We start from the raw sequence: 22803 nt of genomic DNA on the forward strand, positions 1-22803 counted from the left end.
GGTACAGAGGGCGCAGAGCGCCCTCTGACAGACCGTCAGCGCAGAGCGCTGACCGGCCCGCCAAGGGGCCGGCCGTGGAGCCGGCCCGCGGGGCGGGCCGGAGGCCGGCGGATGGTTCGGCCTCGAATTCGGGTCCTCTTTCCGGGGGTTGGGGTCAGAGATTGGCTGGCTAGGTGGGAGGGGGTTCCCTCGTGGTCCTGGCGGGCCTTTTCTGTGGTTTCTCGACGGGTTTTCAGGTTGTCCCGGTGGTGTTTCTCTGCGGGTGGTCCTGATTTCTCGTGCGGCCTGATCATTCTAAGGGCTCGGGGCCCCGGAATTCAAGTTGTGGGGCGGGAATTGACGGGGTTTCCGTTTCCCCGGCCCCGGGGGTGACTCCGGTCCGGCCGGGCGGCCCCTGTGCGGCTCTGGCGGCAGCCTACAGGGGTGTTGGCAGTCGGGGAAGGGGATAGCGGGGGCGAGGCTCCAGGGGGCCGTGTGCGGCGATCCGGGGCGTGCGTGAGGGTGGCGTTAGATTCACGTTCCGGGAATTGGCGGGTTGTTAGATTCGGCGGACCGGGGTGTTAGATCCGGGGCCGCTCCAATCGTCGCGTGTGGGGCGGGCGTTAGATTCGCCGGTTGGGTTGGTGGGGGGTTCCCGGGGTGTCGTTAGATTCGGGGCGGGGGTCGGTGGGGGTGTTAGATCCGGGGTTGCGCGGGGGTGGGGTCGGGTGGCTCCGGTGGGTTCGGGGCGGGTTGGCGGTGTGGGCTCGGGTGGGGGTGGGGGTGGGGGTGGTCGTTGGGGGTGGGGGGAGGGGGTGAGGTTTCTAGTTGGGGCTGGGTTTGGTTGAGCGTGTGGGGGTGATCCCGTTCCGGTGTTGCGTATTCGTGGTTCGGTGTGTACTGTAGTTATCACGAGGTCGGGGGAACGAAGAACCGGCCGAGAAACCACCTACTGACCCTGTTGGAGGGGATCTTCATGTCCGGTACCCAGACGTTCACCACCCCGGCCGGTAACACCTACTCGTACGCGGTCGAGACGGGCGAGAACGGCGAGGCGGTCTACGACCTGTCCCGCGTCCTCCAGGACGGCGTGTTCCCGATCGGCACGGTCGTGGTCCACCCGAACTGGGAGCTGTTCCCGAAGGTCGCGGGTCTGCTGAACGTCCAGTTCGGCAAGGGCAGCGCGACCGACCGCCACGAGCGGACCGACGCCCCGAAGCTGGGCGACATGGACCTGCCGTACGTGGTCGGCAGCCACCTGGTCAACCCGGCCGACCTGACCGCCGAGACGGACAACGGGGCCGCGCCGCTGCTGACGTTCCGCAAGCGGATCATGGGTGCGGCCTTCGAGACCAACTCCCCGGCCGAGAACGCCAGCCAGGACACCTTCGAGAAGGTCCGCGACCTCGTCACCGGCCTGGTCACCACCTACCAGGCCGACAAGAACACCCCCAAGCGCGAGGCCACGTACACCAAGTTCCTCAACGGCAAGCGCGCCGAGGCCGTCCAGGCCGAGATCAACAAGCTCGACGACAAGGCACAGGCACTCGCCTTCATGCGCGCCGAGCTGGTCGAGAAGCTCAACGGCTACAAGACCGCCTGACCCCCCACCCACCCCCCGGCGGCCCCAACCCCCAACACGGGGCCGCCGAACCCCCACACCCCCCACCCCCGCCCGTGTCCGGGCCCCCACGGGGCCCGGGCACCCACCCGCACCGCACGGGCCTTCGCGCGCCCGCGCCGACGGAAGCGGAAGACCCAGACCAGGGCAGGATCGGTCTCAACCCCCAGGCCCCGCCCGCGTCCACCCTTGGCCCGGCCCCCGGCCCCACCAACCCCCTCCACCCAGGACCCGGGGCCGGGCCACCAACCACGAGCACAGAAAGGCCGCAAGCATGAAATTCGACGAGTGGGCCGAGCGCCTGGACCAGGTCTACATGGACGGAACCCAGCACGACTGGCGTGATGAGGACAAGACGGCGTGGGAGGATGCCATCCGCGAAATGGCGGCCGAGTTTCCCCACATCACCATCACGTGGATGGATCCGAAGTGTGGCTGCTGCACCTTGGACGACCCGGCGCTGCTCGCCTTCGACGACCCGCGGGGCCCGGGTGCATTCGAATTGCTCTACCCGACCTTTCGCCCGACACACACCTACTACCTGGGCTGACGACGCCCCCGCGAGGTCTGCTCGACCTTGATCAAGTCCCTATGCGAGGACGCGGTGGGGAATCGGCCGGCGGGGGCTTCATGTCGCGGCGCGCAGGGTGGTGCGGCGGGCGAAGGCTGTGACGCCGGGTAGGTCCGGCCGGCGCGCGGCGACCTCGGCCGTGAGCGCGCGGACTGAGGGGCGGCGGGCCTCCTGTGGCGCGGCTCGTTCCACGAGTTGTAGCTGGACGAACGCGGTCGCCACGTCTCCGGCGGTCAGCAGGGCGCGGGCGGTGTCGGTCGCCGCTCGGGCTCGGCGCTCCGGTGTGGTCAGCGCGGCCGGCTCCAGGCCTGCGGCGTACGCCAGGGCTCGGTCGACGTCGCCGAGCTTCTGGTGGATGCCGACCCGGTACAGCGCGCACTGCGCTGGCGACAGCTCTGCGCCCGCCGGTACCCGTCCGCGGTCGCGGAGGAGGCGGGCCGCGGTCTGTTCGGCCAGGGACGCGAACTGCTCGGCGACGGAGGGCATTCGGGCCTGGGCGGCGGTGTAGGCCGCGGTCAGGGCCACCATGCCGGAGGCGTCGAGGTCGGCCGCGGACGGCCGGGGAGCGGTGCCCAGCTCATCGTGCGCTTCCCCGAGTAGTTGCAGGGCCGTGTCCGCGCGGCCCGTGCGGCGCAGCGGTGTCGCGGCCGCGCGCGCGGCGGCCGCGAGGAGTTCCGGTCGGCCCGAGCGGCGGGCCGCCGTCCCGGCCCGGACCGCGAAGGCGGCCGCGGTGCCCATCTCGGCTTTCTTGACTGCTAGTTGAGAGACGAGTACCCATACCCCCGCCGCGCGGCTGGCGCCGACTGGGCCCGTTCGCTCGCTCTCGCTCGCGCGGGCGATCATCCCTGGGAGCATCTGGTGGAGCCGGTCGTATCTGCCGGCGGCGAACAGCCTGCGCGCAGCCGGCAGATCCCCCTCGGCCAGGTGCTGGCCGCGTTCGCCGGCCAGCACCGCTGTCGTGCCGCCCTTCCAAAGCACCGCCGCGCAGAGCGCGGTGCCCAGTACCCTCCTGCGCTCCATGACCACGCCACCGTCCTCCCCGGCCGCTGTGTCCCGAGCGTCCCCCGGCGTATTCGGCCCGATGTTGCGACGGTACGGGTCTGGCCGTGCCTCGGGCAGGGCGCACGTCTGTCGGCTCCGTGCGCCTCTTGCGTCCCTGGCGCGCCCGGGCCGTGGGCGAAGGGCGGGTAGCCGGCTGTGCGTAGGCGAGGCCCTGGGGGCATGGCACGGTCTAGGGACGGCGGCGATCGGGTTGGCCCTCTCGCGCCTTCCGGCACCTGGTCCGGGCATTGAGGCAGACGGACTCTTTTTGTTGTTGCATCTTTAGATTCCAATATGTATTGTTGTTCTTGCGGGGCTGGGGAGCGAAGACCGGCGGCCGAGAAGCCACCCGACCAGCGGACCGCCGCCCGCGGCCTCGTCGGGGAAGAAGACCCGACCGAGGTCACCAACTGGATGTCCCTGGAACGGCCCCGCGCCAGAACGGCCCTTCCCATGGGGCCGTCTGCTGATCACACCTACCGCCTGACTGACTTTCCAGCCCTCCGGGGCCCATGCACGAACCCCATCCGACCCCGCTTGTCGGGGCGCGCAAGCAGGAGGACCGCGCCTTGAGCACCAAACTAAGCCCCTCCGACCTGGCCGAGGTCGAAGAACTTCTCGCCCGTTGGAACGAGGCCGTCGATGGCGACAGTAACGACGCCGAGCACGAGATCGGCGTCGACATGTCGGAGTTCCTGTGGAGGCTCCACGGCGGTCTGCCCGAGCGTGAGCTCTGATGGCCATCTACCGTCCCGGCGAGGTCAACTGCGGCCACTGCAACGAACCGACTGGGATCCCGGCTGACGACTGGGTCGGAGAAACCCGTACCGAAGACGGCGACTACGTCGCCTCCGTCGACCCCTGTGTGCGCTGTGAGGTTCACACCTACGGCACCCAAGACCGCTGCCCCGACGACTGCCCCGACTGCGCCGAGAACGACGCCGCGTAAGGCATCGGGGCAAACAGATGCGGAGTTGATCTCAACATGAGCACCCCCGTCCCGGGGACCGGGGCGAGTAAGCGTCCCGCGAGGCGTCGCAAGGTCAAGAACGCTCGGACCGGCTCCGTGGGGAGCAAGATCCTGCCGGGCCGGTACAGCGATGAGGGCGAAAAGGGGCCCTGGTTCCGCCGTCTGGTTCGCCGCGCCGAGACGCGCAGCTGGCGGCGTGAGGCATCGCGGTTCTGACGGCTGCCCTCAACCAGGCCTTGGCGTAACTCCGGACGGCCGAAGAGCCGCACACAGCCAAACGCCTACGGCCCCACTCCTTCCGCCGGTGCGAGGGCGCCGGCCGAGCGACCGAAGCCCCTCTACTTCACCGCTGCCGACAACGCCCGCGGTGCTGTCCCTCTTCATGCGCGCCCGCCGTGGCGCTCGATCGTAGGAAGAATCGTGTCTGCTGATCTGCAGCTCCGCATCCATTCGATTCCCGCTGGCGAGGTCGTCGCGCTTCTCGACCTCATGCGGGAGCACAGGCTTCGCGGCGAGTATGAGCGTGGTCCCTCCGAGACCCTCACGCTGGGACAGGTCTACCGCGCCCGGGACGCCGCATTGGGCCTCTGCGAGGAAGTAGCCGCGCGGCTGGAGGAGGACGCTCCGAACGCTGTGTTCGAGCTGTGGCAGGACCCTCACTGGAGCGCCGACGGGCACTACCACGCGTATGCCCCCGACTTCGGGCACTTCGAGGCTGGTTGCGATGCCGAGGGCGTTCCGCATGTCGGCGTGCACGAACTCATCCAGCGGCTCAGCAGCAGCCCGGAAGCGACACTCGGCGACTGGATGGCGGGTGAGGGTGCCGACCTGCTCGGCACCGCCGTGCTCGCCGTGGTGGGCAAGTATCGGGCCCAGCAGTCGTCAGCCTCCTGATCCGGGCAGGCTCCTCCCTCCTCTCACTCCGTCGGGGCCGGCTGGCCCGTGATGCGCGCTGAGGCGCAGCGTCGCTACTCCGCGATCGCCTCAGAGGCGACGCACGCCCTCAGCCAGGCCCTCCTCGGCTCCCCACCCACGATTCACTGGAGAACTGATCATGGCGGACATCCGCATGCGCGTCCTCGGGCACCCCTGGGAGCGAACCACCGTCTCTACCGACGCCGGAAGCCGGGAAGAACTGTTCATCGCCCTCTTCCTCAGGGCGATGGAGACAGTCCCCGAACTGCTCGCTTTGCCCGGTGACCTGGAGGCGTACACCGTGCGCTGGGACGGCGAGGAGGTGTCGATCTTTCACCCGGATGTGGAGCAGGCCATCTTCCGCGCCCAGCCCGACGCCGAGGGCTCTGCGCAGGGGGGCGCTCCGGTCGGGACGCGGCCGCCCGAGCTGTGGCGCGAGGAGCGCGGCCACGGCTTCTACCCGGCTCCGGAGGTGCTGGCCGAGATCCCGGCTCTGTGGGCAACGGTCCTGGAGCCGCATGAGCACAGGGTGGTCGGCCTCCGGTACTACTCCGCCGAGGGTGAGTGGTACGTCGTGGAGGTCGACGACGCGAGCGGCCGGGCTTACGGGTGGTCGTGCCTGGGGGGTGACCTGTCGCAAGGCGGGTGGGGCCTGATCGATCTCCCGGCTCTGGAGTCACTTGGTCCGGACGATGACCCGTCCCAGCTGGTCGTCCGCGATCTCGATTTCACACCCGATGCCGCGGCCAGTGTCTTGCCGAAGGGCCGCCCTCACGATTCCTGCGGAGATGCGGATTGCCCGGTGTGTCCGCCCGACTTCATGACGGCGTACGTTGCTCGGCTGCGGGGCGTAATCGCGGAGCACGGGTTCGCTATCCAGCCAGTTCTTGGTGATGAGAGTTCTGCTGCCTATTGCTACACCATCGGTCTGCACGAATCTCTGGGGTGCGAGTTCGTGATGGCTGGCCTGGACGTCCGGGTGATGCAGGGCCTGCTTCACTCCCTCATCGAGCGGTTCGCCGGATCGTCTGGTCCAGTTGACGGTGAGGCGCTGGACGGGGTTCTTGCGAACGGATTCCAGCTGCTCATGCGCCCCGTGACGTCCCTGGAGCCCTTCTCGATGCTGCGGGCGGTGTACGGCCAGGAGATTGCCGTGCCGTATTGGCAGGCCGTGTGGCCCGATAGTGCCGGCATCTTTCCGACGGACGCTTCCTGCTCGCTTTCTCCTGGAACCCAGCCGCTTCTTTAGCCCAATTTCGAGTTTCCGACTCTTTATGTCTAGGAGATTCTTCTGTGCGCCAGCCTGAACCATTGAATGCCATTGATGAGCTGCGGCTCTTCCTGGATTTCGCAGTTCCGCTGTGCGGTGCTGACATCGCGTACAAGCTCAGGCAATGGGGCCATTCGCGCGAGCAGGCCAAGGCCTGGCTACGAGGCGAGGCCGAGCGCGCTGGTGGCAGCCTGGGCGAGAACGGTGACGCGATCCAGTTCAGCGATGGTCGTCCTCGGTCGGGACGCGCGCAGAACCGTGTGGCCCGGACCGCGAGCGAACTGGCGCGCGGCGTGGCAGCGGCGGCGCTGCTCGCCCAACTGGAAGGGAAGAGCGGCGTCGAGGCCTTCGGCGGCTTCTACGGTGTCACCGCCAGGCCCGCCGAGGCCGACACGCCGCGCGTTCAGGACAGTGGCGACGATGCCGTCGGTGTCGCCGCTCGCGGTACCTGTCCTGTGCGGAAGCCGACGGCGTGATGCCTTGTGGCAGTCCCCTCGCCGTGCTTGTCCTCGTGCTTCGTCCCGGGCCGGTGGAAATCGGTGCAGGGGCTCTTGGGTCATTCGTTAGGCTCGCCGTGGCCCGTGCCGGAATGGAGTGTGCGGGACAGGCCCCGGTCCCCGTGACGGGACGCAGTACGGCCGGGGCCGCCACTCCCCGGGCGTAGGTCGTACGCCCGCCGGCGGCTCAGTCCAAGCGGGAGAAGTCGAGATCCACCAGAATCTCCTTGAGGTCCACCTTCTCGTCGCGGCAGAAGCCCCGAAGCTCGTCCCACATTTCGGGGACTCCCTCCAGAGCGCCACTGAGCAGGGACAGTTGTCCGCGGTCCTCGTCGTACTCCTCGGCGTGGAGGTAGACCATCTCCGCCTTCTGGAGTTCGCGTACGACGCTGAGCAGCGTCGTACGGTCCGCCGAGAAGCGCCTCAGCACCAGTTCGAAGTCCGTGGTCTCCTCGTGCACCACGAGGGCGAGCACCTGTCGGGCCATCCGCGTGAGGCCGCCGACCCGCCCCGCGAAGCGGTTGACCAGCTGAAGGAAGTCCTGTTCGTCCGACGGGTCCTGGTTGGCGTCCTCCCAGGCGAAGAAGCGGCGCATGGTGGTGGCGGGGCGGACCAGGGAGCCGTTGACCGTGTCGCGGAACTCGGCCTCGATGTCGTCGACCGTGTACCGGTACTTGGCCTCGTGCTTCTGTTTGACTGCCCGCAGGTACTCGACGGTGTAGTCGTGCCGGGTGACGCTGCTGTCGATCAGGTCGTGGTGCACCCCGCACAGCAGCATCAGATTGTCGAAGTCCCGTAGCTGGTCGACGTCCGTGCCGTCCCATGCCTCGTGACGGGCGCTGCCGGGCTCGGCGCCGATGATGTGGGCGATCTTGCCGACCCAGGCGCCTTCCTCTGTGACCAGCCGGGTTGAGCAGTGCGGGTCGCCCCAGGCGCATTCGTTGCCGGAGAACGCCCACAGCCGGCGTGCGACGCCGGCCAGCGGCTCCTTGCGGTTCTTCTCGGAGCCGTTCGTCCGCTTGGCCACAGGCCGCCCTTCCTTCGCCCTGACGACAACGCGCAGCGTAGTCCAGCTGATTGAGGTGCGGCGGGCGTGCTGATTGTCCGGCTGCTACCAGCGCAGGGTCGGCCGGGGGCGGGGGACGAGTTCGGCCTGCTCGGCGACGGCGACGAGGCGGTCGGCGGTCTCTTGGCCGACCGCCTCGACGAGGCAGTCGAGGTTCGAGGCGATCAGGAGCCAGGAGCGCCGCGGCAGCAGGCTCAGGCGGGCGACGGCATCCGCGAGTGCTCCCGCCTCCAGGGCCATCATGGTCTGGACTTCGGCGGGGTCCGGCTTCAGCGGCACGGTGGCCTCGCGCACCAGGTCGACGGAGAGGGTCAGATCGTCGATGACCGTGACGGCGGTGGTGTTCTCGATCATGCTGGGCTCGTAGTTGCGCCCGAGATCGTGGGCCTGGTGGACGGTGATGTGCTCTTCGCGGTAGCCGGCGGAGAGTAGCTGGCGCAGCCCGGCGTAGGCGGCGTGGGACTTGCCGGACCAGTGCGGTCCCAGGAGGAGCAGGCGGGCGGTGTCGCCGGCCAGGATGGTGGAGCACCACTGGGCGATGGCGGGGTGGTCGGTCTCGGCATCGCTGAAGAGCGGGGGTACGACGGGCATCGGGACAGCGTATGTGGCCGCGTAGCTGGCGGTTGTGCTGGGTCTGATGGCGGGCGCTGCTGGCTGTCCGGGGTGTGGAGCGAGCGTGTTCTGGTGTGGGTGAACTTCGGGCGTTGTCGCCCGCTTCCGTGTCATGGCCGGGATGATGTGGCGCGTGCGGGGCCGCGGCGGCCGCGGGAGTGAGGTCAGGGTGAGCAGGTGGGGTAAGCAGCAGGACCGGCTGGTGGTTCGTGCTGTCGGGCGTGCTGAGCGGCGCGGCGCCGGAGCCGGCCCGCCGTGTCATCGCCTCCCGGGCACTGCTAGCCGTCGAGGAGTTGGTGTTCCCGCTGCACGAGGAACTGGTGCTGGCGGAAAACACGGACGATGCGGCTCGGGAGGCTACCGACGAGCAGTGGGCGGACGACGCTGCGGTGCGCCGTTGGCTGACCGAGACGCTCGCCGAGCACGCCTTTTCCTACAACGAGCTCCATGAGGTGTGGGAAGACGATCCGGATCACGTCGAGCCCCAGGGGGAGCACCCGGTGTGGGCGCTGCTGGGGCTGTCTCCCTTCGCGCGGCGCCTGCGGCTGCTGCAGGAGGCGGCCGCGAAGACCGCGGTCGGCCTGGGAGGCGACGTCGGCGTCGGCGCGCACCAGATCGGGCACTGGGCGGCGGGCCGCTCCCGGCCCGGGGACCATGAGCGGGAGGCGCTGGCTCGGGCGCTGGGTGTTCATCCGGCGTGGCTGCACGCGGCGCGCGACGAGCAGCCCGATGTGGAGCTGTACCGGTTCGCGTCCTGCCCGTGCGAGAAGCCGACCGCTATGGCGCGCCTCGGGCTGGGCTGGGAGGAGCCGGACTGGTACGACAGCCCCGCCGAGCAGGCTGCCGCCGTGCACTGGTGCGGCTGCGGGCAGTCGTGGGTGAAGGACGTGGCCGGGTGGCTGCTGCCGCTTCCGCCAGGGGAGGAGCCGACCCCGTCCTACGGGGACCGGGTCGACCTCGGCCATCCCCTCAGCCGCAGCCCCTCTGTGACACTCGACGAGCCGTGGCCGCGGGCACTGTGGCAGCCTCCGGCCGGCAGGAAGAGCCGCGCCCGCACCGCCTACCGGGTCCCCGAACTGCTCACCCTGGAGCCGCAGGCCCTGCCCGTACGGTCGGCGGTCGCGCGCATCGTCGTGCCAGAGCCGGTGTGGGGTGCCGGTTCGGCGGAGCGGCTTGCCGCGAACGCGTCGTGGTGCCGCACGTGCCGGGCCCTGGCCGACTCGCCTACGGGGCCAGCCGGCGGGCCCTGGGTGCTGCTGCACCGCAGCGAGCCGGAACGCGAGCTGAGCACCTGGACCTACCCCACCGAGAAAGACGCTCTGCACCACGGCGCCCATCTGGCCATGACCTACCTCCAGTTGGACGACGGTCCCCTCGACCACGTGGCACTGGACCTGTTCACCGGCCAGGCGCACGCCCAGGTCATCGACCGTTTCCTCGAACTACACCCGGAGACGACCCAGTTCGAGGTCGCCGAGCTCGTCCCGATGCGCGCCGACGAGTTCTAAGCGCCGACGTGCTCGCGCCGGGTCGGGTGGTCAGGCGTCAGCCGTCGTCAGCCAGGCGATCCACGCGCCGTCCTGTGCCCGGCCCAGGTGAAGGTCCGGCGTGTGATCGGCCATGCGGGCGCAGATCCGGCCGTAGGCGCCGTGGCGGGCGGGGCACAGTCGGACCAGTTCCTCGGGGGTGAGCGCCGCGAGGTCATCGGGGAGGTTCTGGCCGGCCGCGGTCGCGCGTGCCTGGGCGCCTCGGCGACGCTCGACGGCGTCCCGGCGCGCGGCGAGCAGGCGCAACCAGCGCAGGTCGCTGTCGTCCTTGTCGCCAGCGGGGGTGTAGAGACACTGGCGCGCACCGTGCTCGTCGAGCTCGTCGACGACGGTCATGCCGATCGCCTCCAGCATGCGGCACGAGGCGCTGTTGGCCTTCTGCGTAACCGCGACCAGCGGGCCACCGCCGGGGACGGCGTCCGTCCACCAGCTAACGGCCGCCGCGACGGCCTCCCTCCCCAGCCCTTCGCCCCAGGCGGCGGGGAGCAGTTGATAGGAGAGTTCGGCGCGTCCCTCGCACCTGTGGTCGACGGCGATGGTCACCAGGCCGATCGGCCGCTGGTCGGCGACGCGGACGACGGTGAAGGCGCCGGCCGTCGTCGGGTAGGCGGCCTGCCGGGCGGCGACGCGATCCTCCGTGACAGGGCCACCGAGGTGTGCGCGGACGCGGTCGTCGGTCAGCAGCTCGTGTACGAGGAGGCCGTCTTCGGTGGTGACCGGTCGTAGGAGGAGCCGGTCGGTGCGCAGTTCGGAGGGCCAGATGCGGTCCAGGGCGGTGGCGACGGAGTCCATGGAGGTCAACCTTGTCAGCAGGGGGCTCCGCGTGGGTCGGCTCCAGGCTCAAACCGGGTCAGGCCGCTGGACGGACGTCGTCCTGCTCAAGGAGCGTGCCCTCCGGGACGGCGCCCTTCGCGTGCTTGAGGGCCTGGCGGGTGACGACCATGTCCGCGCCTTTGATGCCTTCCTGCTTGCAGCGCTCCCACCACGTGTGGCACTGCACCCGTGCCGTGGCAGCGCGCAGCTGCTCCATGAGCCGGTCGAACTCGGCGGCCTCGTCGGGTGTCCAGCCGGGCGATGCGGGTCGGCCGCCCCGTTCCCTCCCCCGCTCCGGCTCGTCAGGCCAGCCGGGGTGAGGCTCACGGGACCAGGGGAGCATCGCCTGGTGGGCGCGAAGGGCGGCGTACAGATCCGCCACCTGGCGCTGGGCTGCGACCAGGTCGGCAGGGAAGTCTTGCGGGTCGAACGGGTCCGGTTCTGGGGCGGGGGTGCTCATGCTTCGGAGCTTAGTTCGACCGACTGACAAACCTGCGCCAGCGTCGTGGCGTGAACGAGTATCGACCGGCCGGAGCGAGGTGGAGGGCGTGTCCTGCGCCGACCAACTTGCCCATGCGGAACGTCGATTGCCGGGGCCGTAGAGTCGCGGGGTGGAATCCTGTCCCGCTCACTACTCCTTTGTCTCACGGTGCTTCGACTGCTGTCAGCGGGCACTGAGCGCGTGCCCCGGAGATGTCGAAGACCTCACCCGGCGCCAGCCGGACGCCTTCGCTGAGTTCGCCCGGGAGCACCGAGCGTGGGTTGAGAGCCTTCTGCTCGGCGAGTGCTCTCATCGGCCGCTGATCGAGTGGTCCTACCCTGGTGGGCCGCCGCCTGTGGTGCGCTGGGCCGTCTGTGCAACACCCGCGGTCGCCGACGTGCTGCCGGTTCCCTGCGCGGTCGCCGTCGGGCTCGCCCGGGCGCATCAGCAGCGTGAGGGTCCTCGCAACCGGCATGAGATGTGGACCTCCCGGCTTCTGGACCGTCTCGATTCCCACGTTGACCAGCGGCTGGCGCAGCTGTGGCGTGACCTGGCGCTCCTGGCCGGGGAGCGTGACCCGGTCGCGGCATCTGGACTGCGTCGCATGCTGGAGAAGCAGGCGCGGCCGGTGTTGTGGGCGCGATCGCTGGAGTGGCTGCTGCTCCTGGGGCGGCATCTGGAGGACCTGGACGTGGCACTCACCGTTCCACTCGCCGACAAGCACCGGATAGTCCGGCAGGCGGTCAACCGCAGCAGCCGCAGCACGATCCTTCCCGTACAGCTGCGCGCCGCCGGGCTACTGGCCGCCCTTGAGGGCACAAGGCCGTTCGAAGAGCGGCTGCTGGACGTCCTTTCCGCATCGGTCGACGCCCACCGTGACCAGTTCCCGCGCCCTTTGGCGGCACCAGCATCCACCTGGCTTGCCGACCACGATCTGGAAGGCCTCGTGCGGGGTGCCACCCGTCGTGCCGCAGCGGAATTCGCAAGCACCATGCACGACCTCGGGGCCGCAGAGGAAGAACAAGAGACCGCGACGCTGCTGGCCGGTCTCGCCGGCGAGTTCACCGCCCTGCCCGCCCACACCCGGGTAGCCGGCGTGGCCGGCCCGCACCTGCGGGTCGGCCACCGCACCGTGACCAAGAAGGAGGAACGGGCCAACGGAGCCGACATCGGCGTCGTCGTCGACGTACGCGTTCCCGGCCGTCTCCAACTGCGTACGGGAGACCTCATCCAGGTCAAGAAGTCCGCCGCGCTGGCGCCTGGACGCGCCGGACGCGAGGACAGCTGGACCGTCAAGCGCCGCCAACTGCACGACCTGCTGGAACACAGCGCGAGCTCCGTGTACTGGCTGATCTGCGGTACCGGTGACGTTCTGGTGGTCCCGGCCAAGTTCCTCGCCGCCGTCGAGGGCGCCACCGCCCGCCCCTCCTCCCAGCAATTCACCGTCGGCTACACAGCCGTCCGGCACACCGCGGTGGCGATTGAGCAGTACCTGACCGACCTGCTCGTGGGCCTGTGGCTCGGCAGCAGCAGCGAGCGCACCCTCAAGGCGGCACAAGGCACTGGCCGCACAACCCGGCCCCGGTTCGCCCTCACCATTGACGTCGTTCTCGAGCAGCACATGGAGGGCTGAGCGGCGGCCCTCATCGCGTGCTCCGGCGGCGCCGGTGACGTTGTGGAACATTGCGTAGGCAGCCGAAACTCCGGTGGATACTGCCGGGGTGGTGAAGGATCTGAAGAGCGCGCTGGCCGCGCTGAACGCCCATGAGCCGGTCTCCTTGCTTGGACTGCGCGAGACGCAGTGGATCGACGCGAAGGGGCGCCCGTACCAGCTGGCTGACCCCAAGGCGGTCGAGGAACTCGCCAAGGATGTAGCCGGGTTCGCCAACGGGGGCGGCGGGGTCATCGTCATCGGCATAGCCACCCGCCTGGAGCATGACGAAGAGGTCCTGGACCACATCGTCGGTGTCGACCCGGCGACGGTGAACATGGACCAGATCCGCAAGCTGATCCGTCAATGGATTACTCCGGCACCTCGGGGCGTGCGCGTCGGATGGTCCGGCGCGAACGGCGAGCGGGTGGCGTTCATCGACGTTCCCGCGCAGGCTGGCGACACGCTCTTCGTCGTGCCGGCACCGGTGGGCAAGCCTGGTTCTCCGCGCACGGACACCGTCGCCGTGCCGAGGCGGGACGGCGACAGCACGCACTGGCTGCCGCGGACCGAGATCCAGCAGCTGCTCTCCGCCGGTGTCCGAGCCTCCGGCTTGACCACCGCCCAGGCCCTCACCGACCTCGTACGGCAGGCCACGTCGAAAGCCGGGCCGGACAGCGGGCTGCGGGTCGGGCAGGGCGTGCCTGAGCGCGAGCGGGAGATGCGTGCGGCCTACGAGCAGCTGGCCGACGCAGGGCTGGGCCAGCCGGCCGGAGAGGCGTGGGCGCAGGGCTCAGCTGCTCTGCAGGATCTGCACCACGAACAGGACGGCGTGCCGGGCTGGGTGCTGTGTCTGGTGGCCGGGCGCCCTCCGGCGGCCGTCGCCGCGCCCGTCTGGCAGGCGATCGTCGAAGCCGGTCGGCATGCACCGGGCCAGGACCCGCTCGCGGCCATCGGTTTGCCCTGTCCGCCGAAGGACACGGACACGGCGTGGGTGATCTCGGCCGACGCCCGAAGTGTGGACCTTGACGGCGGATCGTGGGGCGCGGGCCGCCTGACACGTTCGGAGCGCGGCGTGTGGCGGTGGCAGCCGCTCCCCCGCTTCAGCCTCAACCAGGGCCGGTCGGCCGAGATCGGGACCTCCGGCCAGACACCGGCGCTGCGCCTGCGCGCCCTGGTGAACCTGCCCTGGGCCGACGCGGGCCCGCTGGAGGTCAGCAAACCCCGACGTACGCTGCTCGAACAGCAGCTTCCGCACAGCGCGGTGGCCGGCGCGCTGACGATGCTGTCCCGGCGCCGGGGCGCGGATCTGCCCGCCGCTCGCTGGGAGCGGGGGCCCTTTGGCAACTCGGCCCGTTCCGTCGGCTACGTGTGCACGATCGCCGGGCCGGACGGCGGTCCGGCCGTGAAGGCCTCCGTCATGCTCGCCCTGCCCACCACGATGAAGTCCACCGTGGTCGCCTGCGCGGACGTCCTGATCGAGAACCCGGAGGCGTGGGCCGCGGTCCTCGGTGCCGGCGGGGACACGCAGCTGGGACTCGACGAGGTCCAGGCCGTGCTGCTCGCCGCGTGGGAGACGGCCGCGGAGGTGCTGCCCGATGTCATCGGCGACCCTGCCGGGTTGTCGTGGGCCGCCCCGCCCACCACCGAACTGCGGATGACGTGCGAACAGCCTGCCGACAACGGCGTCCTGCCGGATCTGGACACGCGCGTCGACCTGACGTCGCTCGGCTCCAACGACGGCGGCCCCAGGTCGCGGATGGCCGTCACGATCACCGCGGCGCCGGCCATGGTCCGCGCAGAGCGCCAGCGCCTGCTGCGGGAGGCGCTGGCGTACATGGTCGGCCAGTTCGGGTACGTCGACGCGGAGATGGACCTGCTGTAGGACCAGGCCATCTCACGGGTCGGGACCCACCGCTGTCACGGCCCTCTCGCCCGCCGCCGGGGACGCAGACAGGACCTCGACGGTGGCCGGAGGGTTACCCAGTTGCTTCCCAGGCACGTGCTTCATCGGGTCGGGCGAGTCGGTCGTGTTCCGAACGCGCGGTCTCAAGCAGGCGGCGCCAGGACGTGACCAGGGGGCGCCGTCGCAGGAGAGCCCGCCGTTCACGTTCGGTCATGCCGCCCCAGATTCCGTGCTCGATCCGGTGATCGAGGGCGTAGGCCAGGCACTCGGTACGCACCGGGCAGCCGGTGCACAGGGCCTTGGCTCTGTTCTGGGCCGCGCCCTCGACGAAAAGCTCGTCCGGATCAGCGGTTCTGCAGACCGCTCGCTCACCCCAGGTCTCCTGGTCTTCCCCGTCCACCCCGATGCCGCCCTCTCCCAGGTCCGGCCCGCCGCACTCCCCTGGGCAGGCGCAGTCCGAGAACGGTACGGCAAACGCCCGCGGCATGGGACATCGTCGTATTGGGGCAATCCCTTCGGGTGAAGGGGCCTTGACGAAGGCCCCAACGCCTCGTGACCAGCCTCATCCGGTTCCCGGGCAACCGGGCATGGCGGGCAGCGAGGCCTCGCCCGTCAGGGCACTGGTGCGTCGCCTGATCGCCGCGAACATGTCGGCGCGGTCCTTCCTGATCGGGTAGTCGATCCGGTCGTAGCGCAGTTGGAGAGCGGCGCTGCGATCCGGAGACTTGAGGAGGACCAGACCGAGGCTGCCCCCGGGCGTCAGGTCGCGGTGACCGCAGAGTTCCAGCGGCAGACCGTGGTGCGGGTCGGTCAGGGCCTGCACCAGCTCGGCGCGGCGCAAGCCGGTATCGGAGTCGTGCTCGAGCTGAAGGATCCACCACTCCCCCAGGCGCGCCTCGTGTCCGGTGACGACCTGGGGGACGGCGACGGTGTGGAGGAGTCCGAGGCGGCGGAGGAGTCCGCTGGGGAGCCAGGCGGCGTCGCGCCAAGTGGACTCGTAAGCGATCGGCTGGCGTTCGGTGTCCCACTGCTTCTCGTAGGGGGTCCAGGCGTCGCCGGCCAGCCAGCAGGCCTCACCGCCGTTGCGCTGGATCCGCTGCGCGAGTGCCGTCTCGGCCTTCTGGAAGGCGCGGCGCGAGGGGCCGGTGAGCCGGATGCTGGTCGGCTGCCCGAGACGGCGGAGCTCTATGCCGCGATCGGTGCGTGCGCAGATTCTCACCCCGTTGAGCCCGTAGATCTCGTCTCGCCCGGCGCGCATCGGCGAGCGGCAGGGCAGCAGTCCGCTCAGCAGGCTGTCGAGGCTCGAGTTGCTCTCCAGGTGGAGCCGGATGCCGCGCGAGGTGGGCTGTACGTACCGGATGCCGAAGGGGTACTCGAAGAAGTGCCGCTGTGTGTTGAGGATCCAGTAGAACACCTCCGATTCCAGCAGGAGTTGTTCGTGCTGGGCCGGTGCCGGGATGAGTGGAGCGTCGGGCTCCAAGGCAGCGACGGCCTCACATGCGGCCTGGTAGGGGGCGCCGGTGTAGAGGGCGTAGGTCCGGGCGCGGCTGCTGATCTGGTTCGCCGGCATGGCGGGTACCTTTCGCTCCGCTCCGTCGGCCCGCGGAGCGTGAGGAACAGGCACTGGTGTGCGGTGGTGCGGTCGGTGAGACGGCTCTGGTCGAAGCCGAGCTTCTTCGCCTCCGCCTTGAACCAGTGGGCCGAGGTTCGCGTGAGGAGCAGCAGACCGATGCCGCAAGGCGCCACCGTATCCATCGGGCTCGGCTCGATGGGCGCGCCACGCCGTTCGTCGGTTCGGGGCGCCGACTACAGCGGGAACGCGACCGGCTGGGGATCGCTCTGTTCGGCGAGTTCTTCTGCATCCCCGTGCGTCACGATCGCCATCGTTCACCGTGGGGGCTGTTCTCGTGGCAGGAACGGAGGATCGGTTGCTCTCGGATCAGACCGTGGCATGGGGTGCGAGGGGTGCCACAGGCGGCGAAGTGCGGGCAGGGGCATGCCGCGGCGCAGGGCCTCGCGGGTGAGGGCGTCGAGCTGGGCGCCAGCCGCTGTGTAGGCGTCGGCGGCGTGCGCGAGGCGCTGCTCGGCGGCGGCCAGGTCTGCGGCGAGTTCTTCATCGGTTCGTGGCTGGGCCCGAGAGCCGGGCTGTGCTGCCGCCTTCTCACCAAGGCGCGGCTCGTCCTGTCGTACGGAGCGGCGGACGAACACGCCCTTGCCCTTGATCGCGTAGACGAGGCCCTCGCGTTTGAGCACGCGCACCGCGTTCTGTGCCGTCGAGTTGGCGATGCCGAAGCTGTCTTGGAGTTCCCGCGCGGAGGGAAGCCGGCTACCCGGTTCGAGGTTGCCGGACCGTATCTCTTGCCTGAGCAGGTCGGCCGTACGGACGTAGGGGGGCCTGGGGTCGTGTTCGTTGTCGACCACGTTGTTGGTGGCGGGAGAGGGCGCTGTCCGGTCCGCCAGCGGGAGGCCGGGGTGTGCGCTGCTGACGTAGCTGCCCCGGCCGAGCACGGAGTAGACCATGCCCTCCCGCTTCAGCACTCTCAGTGCGTTCTGCACGGTCGAACTGGACACCCCGAAGTGCGCTTGGAGTATCCGTGCCGACGGCAGCCGGCTCCCGGCCGGGTACTCGCCGGTGCGGATCCTGTCGCGCAGCACCTCGGCGGCTTGGAGGTAGGGCGGCCTCGAGTCGTCTTCCAGCGGCAGGATCATGGTCGTACCGTACGCAGAGCCCTCTCCGGTCCTGGCCGTGGACCCGAGCACGGGTGGAGCGGGAGACGGCTGTCCCTGTGCCATCACGAGGATCGTCAGAGGGCGCGCATGACGGCGACGACCTTGCCCAGGATGACAGCCTCGTCGGCCGCGAGCGGCTGGAACCCGGGGTTGTGCGCGACGAGCCAGGCGTGGCCGGCCGCGTCGCGCTGGAACCTCTTCACCGTCGCTTCGCCGTCGAGCATGGCGGCGACAATGTCGCCTGGCTCGGCGACCTGCTGCCGCCGGACGGTGACCACGTCGCCGTCGCAGATGGCTGCCTCGATCATGCTTTCCCCGGACACCTTCAGGGCGAAGAGTTCACCTTCACCGACCAGCTGGCGAGGCAGAACATACGTGTCCTCGACCATCTCCTCGGCGAGGATCGGTGTGCCCGCCGCGATCCGGCCGACCAGAGGCACCTCCGCCGCCGCGGGCTCGCTCTCCGGCCCCTCGTACTCTCCCGCAGAGAACTTGAGGGGGAGGCAGTAGGCGCGGGGACGGTGCGGGTCGCGGCGGAGTGCTCCCTTGCGCTCTAGGGCAAGGAGCTGGTGGGCGACGCTGGAGGTGCTCGTCAGGCCGACCGCCTGACCGATCTCGCGCATCGAGGGCGGGTACCCGCGGTCAGCGACCGAACGGGCGATGCAGTCGACGATGGCCCGCTGCCTGTCGGTGAGCCCGTCGGGGCCCCGGCGGATGCCCGGAGGCCGGCCCGGTCCAGCGTGGGTGATGGTCATGTGCCCCCCCTTGCGATCTTGCGTCTCTGGACAGTAGCCCCACGCGCCGACAAATGGAACAACGTTTCGACACGGCGAGCGGATCCAATGGAACGAGGACGCGGAGGCCCGAAGCTGCACGGCCGAGGCCGGGCGTCCCGCCGGTCGGTGCCGATCCGGTAGTCAGGGTCGAAGTACTGCTGCCTTGGGCCCCGGTTCGATCACCAACGCGTTCAGCGGGCGCGTCCGCGTGGGCTGGACTACTTCCAACCAGCCATGGGCGCCGGTGACGCAGTACGGGATGCTCTGGTAGCCCTGCCACTTCCAGTTGATCCACCAACGGGGTTCACTCCGGTGCCCCGCGAGGCGCCGCGGTGTGGGCAGCCGTTGACCGGCCAGCTCGACGTCGTCGAGCTCGACCGCGAGTTCCTTCATGAGGGCCAGACCAGCCAGTGCCGCCCGGCGCAGCGGGCTGTCGTCGTTCCACCGGCGGAAGGCCCAGCGCATGTCCGGGGTCGCCAGCAGCTCAGCATCATCCGGCGGGTCGGAGAGCGTGATGCGGGAGATGGTGATGGCCTCTTGCTGCTGCCACCCGATTAGTTCTGCCCGGACAAGGCGGGGGATGTGCCGGTCGAGGCCTTCGAAGGCCTCGATCATGTCGTGGCGCTCGGCCCGGCCGGCTTCGGGGTCCTCGGCGATCGCGTGGAGCACGCCGAGTGCTTCGGTGAGCGAGTCACCTCGTTGCCACAGCGGGAGCATGAAGGTGCCTTCGGCCTCCAGCTGCTCGCGGGCCGCGTCCTCGAACTGGAACTGCAGCCCGCGGGACGACCCGGCGAGCGCGCGGCGCAGCGGCGCGTAGGGGTTGCCGCCGGAGAAGATGGCCTGGACGACGGCCTGGTTCATCCGTTCGTCGCGCTCGAACCGGACGGCGACGTCGACGTCGTGGGGCTCGGTGGCGCCGCGTGCGAAGCTGCCGAACAGCCACACCTGCCGGACCAGGTGGAGGGGCCATTCCTGGGGGCCGTCGAGCCGGTGAAGCATCGCTTCGACCAGTGCGACAGCTCGCGTGCGCTTCATGTGGCTCCCTCGATCCCGCTGGCCACCAGGGTAGTGGCCGGACCATGACGTGGATCCGCCGATGGCCATCCCGCGGGAGGTGAGTCGTCCTGGCGAGGCGCGCGGTCGAGGGCCGTGAATGTCGTGGCGGGCGGGCGGCAACCGATGATCAGCCCGGACCGGGCGGAAGGCCCCCGGACGCAGCGCACGGGGGACGCGGCGTCCAGGGGAACTGCTGCTCAACTTACCGCGCCAACTGGCGTCCTATCGCACATATCGGGGAATCGGATCGCAGGTCGGGGCAGGACGTACCCGGGCTGGGCGCAGAGCGGGACGCTGCGGAGACGCAAGGTGCCGGATCAGCTGGCCGCCGCCGTATGCAGCGGGTGCGGCTCCTGGCCGGGTCCGTCGGGGAGCGGGACGTGTTCGGCCCACAGGATCCGGAGGCGCATGGGCGGATGGGTTCGCACGCTCCGGGCCGTCACCCAGATCCGAGGCAGGAAGGAGCGGGCGCGGTCTCGCTCGAGGTCCTCGCGCCACATGTCGGCCACAGCGGTCCGACCGCAGACGCGGACAGCCGCGAGGTCGCAGGCGAGTTCGCCCCACCAGAAGAACAGGATGGTCAGCACCCAGACGGCCGCTGCGGTCAGGATGAAGGCGGGCAAGGACAGCAGACCGGCAGCCAGGCCGGCCGTCGCCACGGCCACGGCCTCGGCGGAGATGCGCTTGCTGGTGTCGCGACGCTGGAGATGGGCGAGCTCGTGCTCCAAGACCGCGGGAAGGTGGGCTGTATGACGGGGGTGGAGCCACCGCATGCCGAGCCAGACGTGTCCCCGGCGGCCGTGGCCGGTGGAGCGGGCGTCGGCCCAACTGCCGGTCTCGTCGGAGGTGGCCAGGGTGACCTTCTCCAGTCCGCGCTCGGCGGTAGTGCGCCGCACGTGTTCGGTGGTCTGCCGCATCCTGGCCGCAAGGTGGCGGTACGTGTCGCTGTCGGACGGGCGGGGCCTGCGGCCCGCGTGAGGCTGCCAGGTCAGCGCCTGTGCCGCTGCCCCCATGGAGACCGCCGACTTCTGCCGGGCGCGGCCCTGCGCCGCCCACAGTCCGCCAGCCGCCACCGCGACGCCGACGGCGATCCCGGCCTCCGGTCCGCGGAGCTGCGTCAGGACGGCCTCGCTGATGATCGCCGTTGCCACCACGGCCTGCCCGGCGTGGCGCTTCAGCATGTCCCCCAGTGTCATAGTGATCACCGTAGACGGCGGCTGTGACCGTCCCGGCAGGGCCCGGTCCCGGTCCCGCTCCCTTTCACAGGGGCAGCGCACCCCTGCCTGACGGGCGACTGGCGGGCGACCGGCCTGTTGGAGCGTAGAAGGCCCATGCCTCCCAGCACCATGCGGATCTAAGAGTGCTCCCGCCGTCGGGCGTGCGCCGTACGAGGTCGGGTGCTGTCGTCGGCGGGTGCACCCACCAGCCCGACCTGACGGCCGGGGGAGCCGACAGACCCGCTCGCGACGGTGAGGTCATCCGCTCCAGGGGACTCTTGCAAGAACAAGTCCCCTGACGTCGGCGGCACCGGTCGCCCGGAGTCGGCGCGCGACGTGCTGGAGCTGGGATCCGCTGGTAAAGACGTCGTCCACGAGGAGGATGGTGGCCCCTTTGATGGCGCCGGTGTCTCCGGTCCAGGTCAGGGCGGCGGCGTGCGCGGTCGCAGCCGCGCGCTTCTCGTCCAGAGTCCGGTTTGCGGAGCGGGGCGTCTCGGCATATTTCACCAGCAGATGGGCGCCCGGCGGGCTGAGCGGGTAGGCCCGGGTGACGTCCTCCGTGTAAGCGGCGTCCATGATCGCCTCGATGTGCTGGAGAGGTTGGCGGCCTGTGTGGGTGGGGTTCCCGACAACGTGGTCGACGCCGTGCATCGCCTCGGGGTGGCTTTCCATCCAGCCGACGAGGAGCCGGCCGAAGATCATCGCCCAGCCGGCTCTCCCCTCGTACTTGAGCTTGTGGATCTTGTCGCGCAGGGCTCCGGAGTACATGGCCACCGCATCGACGCGGGAGAACCCCCGCTCGGCTTCCGGCAAGGCGCACACCCGGTTGCCGCATGGCCTGCCCGGCGCGACGGCTTGGGAGCAGACCGGGCAGTGGGGCTCGGCGACGGGCTGGAGGGTGCGGCCGGCGCAGTCGGAGCACAGGCGGGCGGTGCCGGTGATGCGGTAGGCGCATACCGGGCAGTCGGGGAAGCCTGCCGGATCCGGGAGACCTGCCGTCACAGGCCGGCCAGGGCGAGCTGCTGGCGCTGCTGTCCGGCGGCCTGGATGTCCGCGGCCTGGCCGAGGCGGTCGGTGATGTCGCTGGAGGCGGTGACCAGGATCGCCCGGTCCTCCTCCAGCATCTTCTTGGCCCAGGGCTGAGTGTCGGCGAGGGAGCGGATCAGGAAGACGAGCTTGCCGTGCTCAGCGGCCAGGCGCGCCTGCATCTTGGCGCCCGACGTACTGGATGCTTCGATGACGACGCTGCCCAGGGTGGTGCCGGAGGTGACCACGTTGCGGCGGGGGAAGGTGTACTTCGCCGGGGGGCTGGTGGGCCAGAACTGGCTCAGCAGCGCGCCTCCGGCGGCGAGGATCGCCTTCGCGAGCGGACGGTTCTCGGCCGGGTAGATCGGGGCGGCGATGCCGGTGCCCATGACGGCGAAGGTCCGGCCGCCGGCGGTGAGCGTGGCCTGGTGGGCGGCTGCGTCGATGCCCTTGGCGAGACCGCTGGCGATCACGACGTCGTGGTCGACGAGCTCGCGGGCCATCCGGGCCGCCCGGCGCAGCCCATCCTCGGAGGCCTGGCGGGTGCCGACGATGGCGATGGAGCGGGCGTCGCGCTGGTCGAGCTCGCCGCGGTAGAAGAGGAACGGCGGCAGGTTGCCGATCACCCTGAGGTTGGCCGGGTAGTCCTCGTCCAGGACGGTGACCAAGCGCGCGCCGGTCTTGCCGGCGGCGGCGAGTTCGTCGTCGACGCGCGCGCGGGCGTCGTCCAGGCCGGCGGTCAGGGCCTGCTGTAGCAGGGGGCGGTTCTTGGTCGCGGCACGGGAGTCCTCGTGCAGCTGTCCGTCCATGAGTGCGGCCAGGCCCTCGGGGCTCTGGGCGCCGCGGGCAAGCAGGCTCCAGTCGAGGGTGGCGTCGCCGGCGCGCAACGCGCACAGGGTCAGCAGATCGTGCTGGTCAGCGGTGATATCGAGGTCCATCAAGGTGTCCTTCTACTCGTGGCCCCGGGATGTTCGAAGGATGAAGCGAGGTTCTCGGGCCACTTCCATCATGGCGTACGCGGTCCGCGTACGGGAGGGAAGGGCACGGTCGGCTCGATC

Annotated in this window: 24 protein-coding genes; 10 read left to right on the top strand and 14 right to left on the bottom strand. The window is 70.1% G+C overall.

The window, feature by feature from the left end; all coding sequences use genetic code 11:
- Positions 1-955: 955 nt before the first annotated feature.
- Entirely contained in the window at positions 956-1582 is a 627-nt protein-coding gene (locus JEQ17_RS48055; protein ID WP_024126614.1) for a hypothetical protein, read from the top strand.
- Positions 1583-1874: 292 nt separating this feature from the next.
- On the top strand, positions 1875-2150 hold the full coding sequence (locus JEQ17_RS48060; protein WP_200402127.1) for a hypothetical protein: 276 nt from the start codon (positions 1875-1877) through the stop codon (positions 2148-2150).
- A gap of 78 nt (positions 2151-2228) precedes the next feature.
- On the opposite strand, the gene JEQ17_RS48065 is transcribed toward JEQ17_RS48060, so the two are convergent.
- The gene (locus JEQ17_RS48065; RefSeq protein ID WP_200402128.1) at positions 2229-3191 is read right to left on the bottom strand and encodes a transcriptional regulator; all 963 of its coding nucleotides are present in this window, start codon (positions 3189-3191) and stop codon (positions 2229-2231) included.
- 590 nt (positions 3192-3781) lie between these two features.
- Here JEQ17_RS48065 and JEQ17_RS48070 point away from each other — a divergent pair.
- The 5 genes from JEQ17_RS48070 (at position 3782) to JEQ17_RS48090 (ending at position 6843) form a co-directional block, all read left to right on the top strand.
- The gene (locus JEQ17_RS48070; RefSeq protein WP_200402129.1) at positions 3782-3949 is read left to right on the top strand and encodes a hypothetical protein; all 168 of its coding nucleotides are present in this window, start codon (positions 3782-3784) and stop codon (positions 3947-3949) included.
- A complete protein-coding gene (locus JEQ17_RS48075) occupies positions 3949-4161 on the top strand; it encodes a hypothetical protein (protein ID WP_200402130.1) in 213 nt (70 codons plus the stop codon). Before JEQ17_RS48070 ends, JEQ17_RS48075 begins: the two co-directional genes overlap by 1 nt.
- Before the next feature lie 441 nt (positions 4162-4602).
- Positions 4603-5076 (top strand): hypothetical protein, encoded by a 474-nt coding sequence (locus JEQ17_RS48080; RefSeq protein ID WP_200402131.1) that lies wholly within the window; start codon positions 4603-4605, stop codon positions 5074-5076.
- Between the two features lie 160 nt (positions 5077-5236).
- A complete protein-coding gene (locus tag JEQ17_RS48085) occupies positions 5237-6346 on the top strand; it encodes a DUF4262 domain-containing protein (protein ID WP_234048867.1) in 1110 nt (369 codons plus the stop codon).
- A gap of 44 nt (positions 6347-6390) precedes the next feature.
- Positions 6391-6843, top strand: coding sequence for a hypothetical protein (locus JEQ17_RS48090; RefSeq protein WP_200402132.1), 453 nt, complete (start codon positions 6391-6393; stop codon positions 6841-6843).
- Between the two features lie 208 nt (positions 6844-7051).
- On the opposite strand, the gene JEQ17_RS48095 is transcribed toward JEQ17_RS48090, so the two are convergent.
- Both JEQ17_RS48095 and JEQ17_RS48100 read right to left on the bottom strand, forming a co-directional pair.
- Complete coding sequence (locus JEQ17_RS48095; protein ID WP_200402133.1) at positions 7052-7891, bottom strand: hypothetical protein; 840 nt, start codon at positions 7889-7891, stop codon at positions 7052-7054.
- 84 nt (positions 7892-7975) lie between these two features.
- A complete protein-coding gene (locus JEQ17_RS48100) occupies positions 7976-8521 on the bottom strand; it encodes a hypothetical protein (protein WP_200402134.1) in 546 nt (181 codons plus the stop codon).
- Positions 8522-8763: 242 nt separating this feature from the next.
- Here JEQ17_RS48100 and JEQ17_RS48105 point away from each other — a divergent pair, with 242 nt between their 5' ends.
- Complete coding sequence (locus tag JEQ17_RS48105; RefSeq protein ID WP_234048868.1) at positions 8764-10050, top strand: helix-turn-helix domain-containing protein; 1287 nt, start codon at positions 8764-8766, stop codon at positions 10048-10050.
- Between the two features lie 30 nt (positions 10051-10080).
- Here the strand turns inward: JEQ17_RS48105 and JEQ17_RS48110 are convergent, their stop codons facing one another.
- The 3 genes from JEQ17_RS48110 to JEQ17_RS48120 form a co-directional block, all read right to left on the bottom strand.
- Complete coding sequence (locus JEQ17_RS48110; RefSeq protein WP_200402135.1) at positions 10081-10881, bottom strand: GNAT family N-acetyltransferase; 801 nt, start codon at positions 10879-10881, stop codon at positions 10081-10083.
- A 58-nt stretch (positions 10882-10939) separates the two neighbouring features.
- Positions 10940-11362 (bottom strand): hypothetical protein, encoded by a 423-nt coding sequence (locus JEQ17_RS48115; RefSeq protein WP_200402136.1) that lies wholly within the window; start codon positions 11360-11362, stop codon positions 10940-10942.
- A 184-nt stretch (positions 11363-11546) separates the two neighbouring features.
- Positions 11547-11696, bottom strand: coding sequence for a hypothetical protein (locus JEQ17_RS48120; protein ID WP_200402137.1), 150 nt, complete (start codon positions 11694-11696; stop codon positions 11547-11549).
- An 84-nt stretch (positions 11697-11780) separates the two neighbouring features.
- Between JEQ17_RS48120 and JEQ17_RS48125 the strand changes: the two genes are divergently transcribed.
- Together JEQ17_RS48125 and JEQ17_RS48130 are read left to right on the top strand one after the other, a co-directional pair.
- A complete protein-coding gene (locus tag JEQ17_RS48125) occupies positions 11781-13016 on the top strand; it encodes a hypothetical protein (protein ID WP_200402138.1) in 1236 nt (411 codons plus the stop codon).
- A gap of 88 nt (positions 13017-13104) precedes the next feature.
- Positions 13105-14919 carry an RNA-binding domain-containing protein gene (locus JEQ17_RS48130; protein ID WP_200402139.1) on the top strand — a complete coding sequence of 605 codons (1815 nt, stop codon included), beginning with the start codon at positions 13105-13107 and terminating at the stop codon, positions 14917-14919.
- A gap of 94 nt (positions 14920-15013) precedes the next feature.
- Here the strand turns inward: JEQ17_RS48130 and JEQ17_RS48135 are convergent, their stop codons facing one another.
- The 8 genes from JEQ17_RS48135 to JEQ17_RS48170 form a co-directional block, all read right to left on the bottom strand.
- Positions 15014-15427, bottom strand: coding sequence for a WhiB family transcriptional regulator (locus JEQ17_RS48135; protein WP_200402140.1), 414 nt, complete (start codon positions 15425-15427; stop codon positions 15014-15016).
- Between the two features lie 75 nt (positions 15428-15502).
- A complete protein-coding gene (locus JEQ17_RS48140; protein ID WP_200402141.1) occupies positions 15503-16510 on the bottom strand; it encodes a hypothetical protein in 1008 nt (335 codons plus the stop codon).
- Between the two features lie 317 nt (positions 16511-16827).
- Positions 16828-17649 (bottom strand): winged helix-turn-helix domain-containing protein, encoded by an 822-nt coding sequence (locus JEQ17_RS48145; protein WP_200402142.1) that lies wholly within the window; start codon positions 17647-17649, stop codon positions 16828-16830.
- 95 nt (positions 17650-17744) lie between these two features.
- Entirely contained in the window at positions 17745-18425 is a 681-nt protein-coding gene (lexA, locus tag JEQ17_RS48150) for a transcriptional repressor LexA (RefSeq protein ID WP_200402143.1), read from the bottom strand.
- A gap of 162 nt (positions 18426-18587) precedes the next feature.
- Positions 18588-19481 carry a nucleotidyltransferase family protein gene (locus JEQ17_RS48155; RefSeq protein ID WP_200402144.1) on the bottom strand — a complete coding sequence of 298 codons (894 nt, stop codon included), beginning with the start codon at positions 19479-19481 and terminating at the stop codon, positions 18588-18590.
- Positions 19482-19819: 338 nt separating this feature from the next.
- Positions 19820-20683 (bottom strand): M48 family metalloprotease, encoded by an 864-nt coding sequence (locus tag JEQ17_RS48160; protein ID WP_200402145.1) that lies wholly within the window; start codon positions 20681-20683, stop codon positions 19820-19822.
- 294 nt (positions 20684-20977) lie between these two features.
- Positions 20978-21721, bottom strand: coding sequence for a ComF family protein (locus JEQ17_RS50380; RefSeq protein ID WP_234048869.1), 744 nt, complete (start codon positions 21719-21721; stop codon positions 20978-20980).
- The gene (locus JEQ17_RS48170) at positions 21718-22683 is read right to left on the bottom strand and encodes a DNA-processing protein DprA (protein WP_200402146.1); all 966 of its coding nucleotides are present in this window, start codon (positions 22681-22683) and stop codon (positions 21718-21720) included. The genes JEQ17_RS50380 and JEQ17_RS48170 overlap by 4 nt, the downstream gene beginning before the upstream one ends.
- Positions 22684-22803: the final 120 nt, after the last annotated feature.

The sequence above is a fragment of the Streptomyces liliifuscus genome (genome assembly GCF_016598615.1).
Taxonomy (GTDB): Bacteria; Actinomycetota; Actinomycetes; order Streptomycetales; family Streptomycetaceae; genus Streptomyces; species Streptomyces liliifuscus.